This is a genomic window from Salinivibrio sp. HTSP (assembly GCF_003390965.1).
GTDB classification, from domain to species: domain Bacteria; phylum Pseudomonadota; class Gammaproteobacteria; order Enterobacterales; family Vibrionaceae; genus Salinivibrio; species Salinivibrio kushneri.
This window is the reverse complement of sequence record NZ_PXUD01000012.1, coordinates 1-10,758: the sequence shown is the minus strand read 5'-3', so window position 1 is coordinate 10,758 and position 10,758 is coordinate 1. Positions and strand designations below refer to the sequence as shown.

At 50.4% G+C, this 10,758-nt stretch carries 8 protein-coding genes and 1 pseudogene; all 9 read right to left on the bottom strand.

Annotated features, from left to right (window positions below; all coding sequences use genetic code 11):
- Positions 1–72: 72 nt before the first annotated feature.
- Positions 73–396: a hypothetical protein gene (locus C7A19_RS02690; RefSeq protein WP_116644092.1), complete on the bottom strand. Its 324-nt coding sequence runs from the start codon at positions 394–396 to the stop codon at positions 73–75.
- A gap of 59 nt (positions 397–455) precedes the next feature.
- Complete coding sequence (gene gspS2 / locus C7A19_RS02685; RefSeq protein WP_116644091.1) at positions 456–833, bottom strand: type II secretion system pilot lipoprotein GspS-beta; 378 nt, start codon at positions 831–833, stop codon at positions 456–458.
- A complete protein-coding gene (locus tag C7A19_RS02680) occupies positions 833–1,144 on the bottom strand; it encodes a YciI family protein (RefSeq protein WP_116644090.1) in 312 nt (103 codons plus the stop codon). Before C7A19_RS02680 ends, gspS2 begins: the two co-directional genes overlap by 1 nt.
- Positions 1,145–1,329: 185 nt before the next feature.
- A complete protein-coding gene (locus C7A19_RS02675; RefSeq protein ID WP_116644089.1) occupies positions 1,330–3,453 on the bottom strand; it encodes a plasmid pRiA4b ORF-3 family protein in 2,124 nt (707 codons plus the stop codon).
- 430 nt (positions 3,454–3,883) lie between these two features.
- Positions 3,884–4,825 (bottom strand): transposase, encoded by a 942-nt coding sequence (locus C7A19_RS02670; protein ID WP_077600268.1) that lies wholly within the window; start codon positions 4,823–4,825, stop codon positions 3,884–3,886.
- Positions 4,826–5,239: 414 nt separating this feature from the next.
- A complete protein-coding gene (gene miaE / locus C7A19_RS02665) occupies positions 5,240–6,007 on the bottom strand; it encodes a tRNA isopentenyl-2-thiomethyl-A-37 hydroxylase MiaE (protein ID WP_116644088.1) in 768 nt (255 codons plus the stop codon).
- A 109-nt stretch (positions 6,008–6,116) separates the two neighbouring features.
- On the bottom strand, positions 6,117–8,081 hold the full coding sequence (locus C7A19_RS02660) for a family 20 glycosylhydrolase (RefSeq protein WP_116644087.1): 1,965 nt from the start codon (positions 8,079–8,081) through the stop codon (positions 6,117–6,119).
- Positions 8,081–10,081 carry a glycoside hydrolase family 9 protein gene (locus C7A19_RS02655; RefSeq protein ID WP_162300235.1) on the bottom strand — a complete coding sequence of 667 codons (2,001 nt, stop codon included), beginning with the start codon at positions 10,079–10,081 and terminating at the stop codon, positions 8,081–8,083. The genes C7A19_RS02660 and C7A19_RS02655 overlap by 1 nt, the downstream gene beginning before the upstream one ends.
- A 20-nt stretch (positions 10,082–10,101) precedes the next feature.
- Positions 10,102–10,722 (bottom strand): annotated as a pseudogene (locus tag C7A19_RS02650) (ABC transporter ATP-binding protein); the annotation flags it as partial.
- Positions 10,723–10,758 lie beyond the last annotated feature (36 nt).

Here is a 10,758-nt window from a genome sequence, read left to right as displayed (position 1 = left end):
CCGGTGGAGTGGGATGTCCCGTTTTCACTGCTCTAATTCTGTTTCAGAGAGTGCAGGGAAGGGATGGACAAATTACCAAACAAATAGCTTAAAAATCGCGAGAATAATCGTCATCGCACCAAGCCCAATCCAACCTAAGATGCGTGTAACCGTGGGGTTTTGATTGATAGCAAAGTGTGGGAATAGGATTGCCCACATCGAAACAAATGGCACGACACCAAACGCTCTTTCTGTGTAAAAATTAGGGGTGGCAGCAAAAGGTGGAATAGTGAGGTGCCAAAAACAATAAATCGCCATGACGGCCATGCAAATGACCGCTTCCTTGAGTGAGGTTTTCTGAGAGTTGGTAAAGAGATAAAAACCAACCGTCACAATATAGAGCAAGGCGGCTATCACAGGTAAATGTCTCTTAGTTTTGCCGGGTGGAGGGGCCTCAACCGAGCCCCCTATCTTTTCTAGCTAGCACAGCTTGGTGAAGTAATGGCGCTATTGAGGATTTGTCGACCACGGGTGTCGCGAACCAAAATGGTATAGCTGATACCACTGTCTAACATACTGCGGATATCGTTATCCTCGCAATAACGACGCTTTAAGCCGGAAAAGAGCTGCCCCGGTGCTTTTTTGGCATTCTTCTCCAGAAGCGTCAGCTCGATGATGGCATCTTGCGCACGAGCGCGAACGAGCGAGTAGCCTTCAATATCCATCGGTAGTAACTGTGCAATCATATCGGCACGTTGGATTGCGGCTTCTGCGGCTTGATCATGCTGGGTGCTACTACAAGCAGTCAGTATTAGCCCAAGGCCAGTCATCATCAATACTTTTATTAATCGCATTAGGCTGGATCCTGAGGAAGCACTTTTTTGAAAGGTTTAACGGTCACGTCTGCATAGACGCCAGCAGCAACATAAGGGTCTTTGTCGGCCCATGCCTTTGCGGCTGATAGTGACTCAAACCAGGCAATAACGGTCGAGCCCGTAAACCCAGCTTCGCCTGGCTCGTCACTATCAACGGCAGGGTTTGGCCCGGCAATCATCAAGCGGTTTTCTTTTTCCAGTTGGTGTAAGCGCTCAAGGTGTGCGTCACGCGCTTGCTTGCGTAGCGGTAGACTGTTCTCGACGTCTTGCGAATAAATGAGATACCACATCGTTGTTGTCCTTGATAGATGTTTATAGCCACTAGGATACAGAGTCCAGATTTCTGAGTACAGTGTATTAGTGGGTATGAGAGCATTGGAGGGACCATTGGAGGGACAGGCACTTTAGTCGCTAATTGGCGAGAGCTTATTGGGACAGACACTAAAGTATCTAAAGTGTCTGTCCCACGATCTACCTAGTCGAAAATAGGTGGTACTTCTTCTTTTAATCTCTGATTCACTTCGTTCTTATCAAAGTGTTTTGCGTCCCAGTCCTGCATGTTAAAGAGGTCCAGGATCTCTCGCTCATCGTCGTTGAGTGGAGCGCGTCTTGAGAGTTTGAGTAGGTCTTTGTATCTGTCTATACCGCCGCAGTCTTCGGGTGGGCAGGCGCCATTACCTGCCGTGACTTTAGGCTGCGTGCAATTGCGGGTATTTAGTTTCTCAAGGGTGATGGTGTGGCGCCAGTCATCGCCAAAATCATACACATATGCGATGGTGTCTCCGGGGTCTTGCAGTACTGCCCCAATGGGTAAATACGCCGCTTGGGTATCGGATTCATCGTCAAGGTCAATATGACCAAAGGGTGTGATGAACATGGCAAGGTGTTGGTGCTCCCAACCCATAATAGCCTGAATGCAATCGTGTAGCGCGATAAAAGGTAAGGCGTTTGAAATGGTAAAACGGCGCCATATTTTGGGACGGCTATTATCGAGCTCAATGTGCAGTACGATGCCTTGGGGACGTTCTATTTCCTGCGGGCCGTGCGCCATCGGGTGATACTCCGCTTGCTGTTGTATACTCAGCTCTGTGAGCTGGTCGAAAAGCGGAAAGGTTTTTCTCATGCGATCAGGTGCTTGCAACGCATACGCTGCGGCAAATATAAATAGGTTGCTCGGTGAGAACGGTGTGATTTCTTGTTTGCTGTAATGCGTGATCAGCCCACTCAACGCGAGTGCTTTGATATAGGGTTCAGGGTGTTCGAGATAATAGCGGTTCCGGACTTTGCGTATGGTCTCCAGGGCTGGGTCGATCGATTCAGCGATCGTCCATGTCTCTATCAATGGGATATTGACTAACAGTTTGCTGGATAGATGTCCTCGTGCTATCACATCCGGATGTTCACCTGGGAAATTGCACGTGGAGGCAAGGTTATCTAATGAGAACGGTTGCGGCTCGGTCCATTGTGACGGGAAAAGCGCAAGCATATGTAGCGTGTCAGGCTCGAAGGCCTCATGCTGTTCGTCTAGGGCCCAACAAAGTATGTGTCGCAAGATACCAGGGTCGCATTGAATAGCTTCAACTGTGCTGTCCATTTCTGCGGTCATTTTTTTATATTGTACGGTGTCGACGGGATTGGCATCAAAGTAGCTATCCACTAAACCGAAACCTAAGCGGAAGACGCCCCCGAAAACATGCGCATGTTTAGTTGTTGGGTTGATGAGTAGCCCATTAAATAGTATGGCGTGGTTGCCGTCTGGATAGGACAGACAAAGCTCAGTCACCTGATGTTTTTCGGTTTGTTTGCCGTATTGCATGGCTGATTTTTGCCACGCTGGTAGGTGATTTTTTACGCTATCGTGACCAAAGCGCTGGATCAGGGTTAGGTATTGACGCTGACCAAGGGACTCCCATCTTTTTGCTGGAAGGCTACTGAGTACACTCGCTGCGGTGTTGGCGATCTTAGGATCGGCATTGAGGCTCAAAAGCAAAAGCGCATCAATTGACCAAGGTTGATGGCTTATCATCGTGAGAAGCCCTTGAACTTCCTGTTCGGTGAAAAAGATAAGCTCACCGCCCACAAACTGACAAAAAGCAAGCCCAGTGTCTACGCCGAATTTATTGAGATCGGCGATGAGATGCTCGGTAACCTTTTCAGGGTCTTGTGCCAATTGTTCTTGTTGCTCAGTGATCGGCTGCTGACTGCGCTCACGCACTTTCATAATGATCGCATCGTCGACATGCAGCTTATGGTGTTTCATGCATCTGATGATTTCTCTGGTAAGCACCAAGTTAATTTGAGCATCGTCTAGCTCAAGCGCGTTAGTGAGGATTTCATTCGCGATATTGATGATTTCAGAGACGTCATTACTACGCGAGTAAATACGTAGGTCATTGGCCATTTGTGAAAAGTAATCGACAAAAAGCCCCTCTTGGCGTTCGTCGAATGTCTTTGATCGTGATAGACCAATCGGTAGCGCGGCAATAAACGACTCTGGTGAACCGTTTATTAGCTGGTGTTGTTCTCGGCTGATGTCGGTAATGGGCATGTTGTGCTGGATAGCCTCAAGGAGCGCTTGCGCAGAAGGTGGCAGTTCCATATTCTTGGCCTAGGTTGAGATTAATTAATTGTTTAAGCGTACAAAAAATCACTCTGAAACACGACTGTCTTTTGTTGGGACAGACACGGTACGTCTGATATGTCTGGTATCGATTGAACCGTGCTATCTGGGACAATTATCAGCATTACTAATGTGCCTGTCCCAACAAGATCTAAAATCAAACCTGAATGTCTCTTTACCTTCCTGTTACTGGAAGGCTTATTCTTCTGGAAAAACGGTCAGGAGATAATATGGGATGCTGTAATCAATCCCCGGAAGGTGGAGCAAAAGGGCTAAAGCCGCTCTTAAAAGCGATGGGTGTGTTGTTTGTATTGATAATGATGCTGGCTTATTGGATTGGATGAGGCCTTAGCGAGCTTATTTGGTGTTTACGTTATTGGGATGCACTTAACGACAAGCCGGACCGACTCTAGAGCATGATGCCGGTCATGCGCTGTAGACCGAGTGTCGGCAATACCCCCTGAACACTCGATAGTGAACCTACGATATTCCCGCCTTCTAAGTGAGAGCATGTACTTAACCAGGTTTCACGCGAGATGTTCAGCTGTGTGAGTAGGTGTGGTCTCGGGAGTGAATTAGCGTTCTGACCCTGATAGCACGTCCATTCTACCAGAGCTAAATAATCCATAAGGCGAAAAGGAATACCGTCGGGCATCGACTTTCTTGGGTTGCCAACGAAGGGAAATAAGCCGGCTGGTGTCGCTTTATTTTGCTTGAGTGATTCAACGCGCTTTTTAATCGATGTGTAATTGGCATGCGCAGGCTGTTTGGTAATACCCGCTCGCACTGGGTTCAAATCGACATAGGCCATCGCCGCAGCGAGAGCTTTTTCATCTAATAAAGCTTGGCTTTTAAAGCGTCCCTCCCAAAAGTGCCCTGAGCATTTATCCTCCCGGTTCGCTTGCGTCGAAATATATTGATTGAGCAGCTTCATAAACCAGCTGACAGACATTAAACGTTCGCGCCAGCTCTCAATGATGCGAAGACACGCTTTTCGCTCTGAGTGAGAGAGCGATTCACCCTGATAAAAACGTTGGATAAGCGCAGGCGCTTGATGAAAGGCTAGCCAGCGTTCAATAACCTCGATGTTGGTCAAAGACTGAGCCGCGTTTGCGTTGATATGCAAAACAACGTGATAGTGATTGCTCATAATGGCATAAGCACAAATATCGATACAGAACGCTTTGGCTAATGCGAGTAAACGCGTTTCTATCCATGCGCGACGATGCTCATAACTTTTTTGCGACTGAGCATCATAGCCGCACAAATACGAGCGGCGTACACAGCGTGAGACGCAATGATAGTAGGGTGTGGCAGCCAAATTTATTTGCGATGCGCGAGCTTTGGTCATCGTCGGTCCCTCTTAGCATCTAGGTACGAGTAGAGATTACTGTATAAATGAACAGCCTTCATCTTTTCTAGATCGGGGTTTCGTGACAGTACAAGAAATACTGTAACTGTGAGATTAGTTAGTTACTAGAAGCGTCTGTCTCAATAAATAAAATAACGGGGACAGGCGGGCTATAGAGCAATAAACAACGGGAAGCTACCAGGACAAGTCACCAAAGGATGTTTGTCTCCGGCGATAACTAAAAGTGCCTGTCCTTGGAAAGTCCTTGGAAAGGAAACTCAGTAGGGACATGCGTAAAGGTGTCTGTCCCCACAGGAAATCATTGGAAAGGAAACCGATTAGGGATATGCGTAGCGGTGCCTGTCCTCGCAAGAAATTATGGAAATTAAAAGTGCCTGTCCCTGTAAAGAGAAGTTAGGCAGGAACGCCGCTATGAAAGCGGAATTGGCTGTCGGGCGCTTGGATCAACTCGGCTTCGCGCTCGCCGATGGCTTGAATGCGGTCGCGAATGTCTTCGCCGGCGATGGTTTCTGCGAGCGTCAGGTAATCTTGATAATGGCGTGCTTCCGAGCGCAGTAGCGAGATGTAGAACTTTTGTAGTTCATCATCGAGGTGTGGGGCGACTTTGGCAAAGCGCTCGCAGGAGCGTGCTTCAATGTAGGCGCCAATAATCAGTTTATCGACCAAGGTTGCCGGTTCGTGAGTACGTGCCGCGCGCATTAATCCTTTGGCGTAGCGACCTGCTTCTAACGGTTGATAGGGAATGCCGCGTGCGTCCATGATTTCAATCACTTGCTCAAAGTGATGAAACTCTTCTTTGATTAACCGGACCATTTTATCAATCAAGGCTTGGCCGTGGGCAAAACCCGCTTTGGGGGTTAAAGGTGCACTGAGACCGTTTTTGCGTCCGTGGAAGATCCCATCGCGAACGCCGCGATAGACAAAGTCCTCATAGGGTTTGGCCCATGCCAGCAGTTGCTCGCCACTCGCCGCGTCAACCGCATATTTACGGATCAACCACATCGCGGTTTGGCTGGCTTTTAATTCGCAGTTTGCGTGATCGCGCAAAAGAATCGATTGATTGTCAGGCTGAGTGGCCGCTTCAATCCAACTGTCGGGGGTTTGACAGTGCAGAAAACCATGAATAGGGGTGAGTAGGGTATTAATTTCTTGGCGTAGCATGCCGGAAACACTCTCAGACTGACAACAATGGCTGGGCATTATAAACAGATGGGATGCGAGCGCAAAGAGCTGGCAGCGCAGGAGGCGCTGCCAGGTGGGCGAATTCGGCCTACTTGTTCGATGCCCAAGGGGAACGGTATTGAATACCGAACTTGTCTAAACGCGGTAATTGCGCTTTGAGTCTGGCCAGATAATCGAGCCAGTCACGGCGCTCACTGTGGCTCCAAGCCGCTTCCGCAATGGCGGTAAGCCTTGGAAATACCATGTAATCGAGCCTGTCCTGATTGGTGATCAGCTCACTCCAAAGTGCACATTGTACGCCTAGCATATGCTCACGGGCGGGATCGTCACTGGCAAGACTTGCCAGCGGCTCATATTGGTAGGCTTTTTCTAATGGCGTGACGCCCGCCCAGTCGAGGCCAGGCTCGGTGGCAGCATAGTCTTGCACCATATCGAGATAGGTCGCCTGACCGGGGGTTAAAATCACATCAAAACCATGCTGCGCACAATGCAGTGCGGCGTCTTCGCTTTGCCATGAATAGATCACGGTATTCTTGCTCACTTTATCGCCGTGCTGAACTTCTTCCCAGCCAACCATACGTTTGCCCAAGGTGCGTAGCTTTTGCTCCGCATAGGTCAGTATCTGTCCCTGTAGCGAAGCGGTCGTTTCTCCTTTCATGCGTCTGTCCCGATAAATTTGGCTATCCGTCCATACCCCGTCAGGGACTTCATCGGCGCCAATATGGACCCATGAGGCGGGGAAAAGCTCGGCGACTTCACTTAATACCGTATCTAAAAATCGATACGTGCCATCGAGGGCTGGCGATAATACGTTATCGGTGTAGTGCTGCACGCTGCGGTAAGTCGAGCGGTCGTCGGCATCGTGTAGCCAATCAGGCAGCGCTTTGATGGCTGCGCGACAGTGGCCGGGAATATCAATTTCAGGAATGACGGTAATACCACGGGCTGCGGCGTATTCAATCACGTCACGTACTTCTTCTTGGCGATAATAGCCTTCGTGACGTTCTGCAATGTGACTGAACTGCGGAGCAAGACAGGTATTGGGGCCGCGTTGACTCCCATAGCGCGTCAATTCAGGCAGGGCTTTAATTTCCAGTCGCCAGCCTTCATCGTCGGTTAAATGCCAGTGAAAGGTATTGAACTTAAAATAGGCCAATTGGTTAATCAGTCGCTTTACCGTGTCGACTGAATGAAAATGGCGCGCGCAATCGAGCATCATCCCTCGGTAAGCAAAGCGTGGTGCATCGCTGATTTTTATTGCCGGTATTCGAAGCTGTGTATCTTGCTCTTGGCAAAGCTGTAATAGCGATGCGCAGCCGTGAATAAACCCGCGCTCAGAACGGGCTTGGATCACCACGCCTTGGTCGGTGACGGTGAGCTGGTAGGCCTCATCACGGTGTGCGATATCTCGAAGTGCAGAGTCGGGTAAAGGCCGTAAGATAATGGCATGATCGCCAGTGACCGCATCTTGGTGGCGTGGGTCGAGTGCAATATCAGCTTGCGGATACATGCGAACCCATTCGTTGCTTAGCCACTGCGCGGCGGGAAGGGCCTGTGAATCCACCGCGATTAACGGTGTTGTGGGTGAAAGCGTAAAGTACCCTGGCTGGTGGCGCACTGATTTGGGCACCGGAATAATGGCGTGCTCTGCGGGATGAACATCTGGAATCGTTGATCGTGTGGTATGAGTGTGTGCCAAGTTAATGGGAGTGAGCATCACTGAATATTGCTCGCCATTGGCATAGAGCAGTGCATCTTTAAAGCCCGCACAAAGGAACCGCAATGGCGGCGTGTGGGCATCAAACTCGATGTATAAGCTTTGATTGGCATCGAGAGTTTGATGCGCCGGTGTAATGACGCAATAGCTGCCAACTTGCTCAATACTGCCTTGTGACAGGGTATTGGGGTTGATGAAGCGATCAAACAGTACCGCAATGGACAGCGCTTCCAACGAACGGTCGGTGAGATTATGTAAGGTTAACCCCATTCGACTACGTGGCGGGGTATCATTGGGATACTCGTTGATCACACTAAGATCGAGGCGGTAAGTCATCACGCGTTCTCCTTGTTCGAGTGGCCGTTGCCAATCAGTGTTTGTGCACTGATGGCGAGCATAAACCAGCTTGCATGTGGCAACCACTGCTCGCCCCATCGCCAGTTTTGCGCCATATCATCGCAATATGGTGCGGGGTTGAATGCAACCTGTGTTTCATCCTCCATCCCTGCGGTAATGCCATTGCAGATCCCCCCTTTGGCATTAAAAAACCCCAAGTGCGGTAGGTAATCTGGGTTGTTGTGGCCATGTCCATCGAGCATACAGATATCAAATGGGTTTAAACCGAGGATCCAATTAAGCGCCCGTTGGCTAAAGGTGTGGAGGGCAGTATTCAGCGCATCGTCATGAATATGGCGCGTGGCATGACACGCAAAGGTCGCCAGTGAACCCAGGCGTGCATTCTCGCCTTGCCACCAATAGCCGGTTTCATTGTGGTGAGGAATAAAATGACGCACCTGTTTGATGCCATCGATGGGTTTGACGTACTGACGCGGATACGCAAATGGATTATCAGCGGTTTGTGTTAGGTTGAGCTCAAACTGGCAGGCGCGTTCCAATGCTGTTTGTGCGATAGCTTGGTGGTGAGGATCGGTCTCTATATCGAGATAGCGAACTAATGCTAAGCCGGGCAGACCGGCATCAGCGGCATGGTAAAACGGGCGGTCGCCATCAGCATTTGCTGACCAATAATACTGGCAAGTATCATCACTGCGCTGCCGTGCGACCAGCTTTTGCATCCAGCCTCGAGCCTCGCTCAAGAAGGGACAGTCACCGTTCGCACTAATGTGTCTGTCCCCAGAACCTAAAGGTGCCTGTCCCGTTAAATAAGCGTGACTGTCCCCGGTAGGTTGCTCCTCGGTAGATTGCCGAGTGGCGTGATGTAACTCGCATGCGGCGAGAAGGGCGCAGGTTTCGTCAGTGATGTTGGGCTTACCGTCATCGAGGTAACGATGGTTATGTTCAACCAAATGCCAGTAGCCGCGAATGGCGGCGTCTAAATAGCGTGTTTGTTGGTCAGGCTCGGCGCAAAGCGGGGCTCGGCTGGCGGCGGCAAGGGCAGCAATCGCCATGCCGCCGCCTTGCCGAAAACCGGCTTGGTAAGCCTCACGCATCACTCCATCTTGCGTCTCATAAGCGCAAAGGGTGCGGCGCTCCGGGTCTTTCGACCATTGATCAAACACCGTCATGTAAAAAAAGTCACTGGGGTGTTGGATACGGAGAAGAAAATCGGCGCCGTGTTTCGCTTCATCGGCTAAGCGCGTGCGCATAAATGCGGGGAGCGTGTCCGAGCTAAACTGGCTGACAAGATCGGCCAGCCCCCAAGCCAAAAGCGGGATTTGTTGCGGATTAAAGTAATTGGCATAGGAAAGGTGGCTCAGGTATTTGCTCACATCGCCAGAGGCATCGTACCAACCGCCGGACACATCCACGCGTTCATCAGAGCCAAATACCTTGGCGCGCTGATCCGCGTGTTCATAGATACCGCTACACCGCTGCGATTTAAAGTAATGGAGCAGATCGGAAAACGTGGTGTGAAACAGGCAATTATCCGTGATCTCAAACGGATGGGAATATAGCGGTGTGTCTGTTAATAGCACGAGTTGATAGCGTCCGCGATGTGCAAAGGCAGAAAAATCGAGCGTATAAGCCGTGCCCATCTGCCAGTTGCTTAACTGTGTGCCTTGGTGTAACTCAAACTGCGCCACCACGTTATCGAGTGGTACTGTGTCTGTCCCACGAACACGAAAAAAAGTGTCTGTCCCGGTACTTTTTCCGGTACTTTTTTTTGCATCTTCTGCGGCATCGTTAAAGTGTCTGTCCCCATCCCCAGAAGAGGAGGCAGTTTTATCGGCAGTGTTAAATGTGCCTGTCCCCTTAAGAGGGGGCAGAGAAATCAGTGCCACGGGGGTGCCGGTGAGGCGGTCGCTGTCACTGACGATCACCGCGTATTTGTCACCGTGTAACGAGTAGCCGATGTGATTGGTCAGCACTTGCATGATGGTATCCTTATTGGTCGCTATTGCTCGTACAAATAGCAGCGCACGTAGTGGTTGTCGGCGAGCTTGGTCACGCCGGGTAGCTGCTCGGTGCATTTAGCGGTGGCATGCGGGCAGCGGCCGGAAAAAGGGCAGCCGACGGAATCCGGTGTCCATAGGGGGATCTCACCCTTGTTGCCCTTTAGTTCCTCGTGAATGGATTTGCTCGGGTCGGGTACCGCTGAGACCAAAAGCTGGGTGTAAGGATGTTGAGGGCGATGAATAATCTCTTCAGTGTCGCCCCATTCGACCATATGGCCGACGTACATCACTGCTAAGTCTTCAGCAATGTAACGCGCGGTGGCGATATCATGGGTGATGTAGAGCAGCGACATTTGCTTCTCCACTTTCATCTCTTCCATCAGGTTAAGTACGCCGGCACGAATCGATACATCCAGCATCGAGGTCGGCTCGTCGGCGAGTACCACTTCCGCACCCACGGCGATGTTACGCGCCAGGTTTATCCTCTGACGTTGACCGCCCGACAGCTGATGGGGAAATTTTTCCGCCGTTTCTTTGGCCGGAGTGAGGCCTACTTGCTCGAGCAGTTCGAATACCCGTTCTTTCAATTGGGCTTTGTCGCGCTTGGCGACTTTTTTGTTTGCCCAGCGAAGCTGGCAAACCCGTCAGGTTGAAAG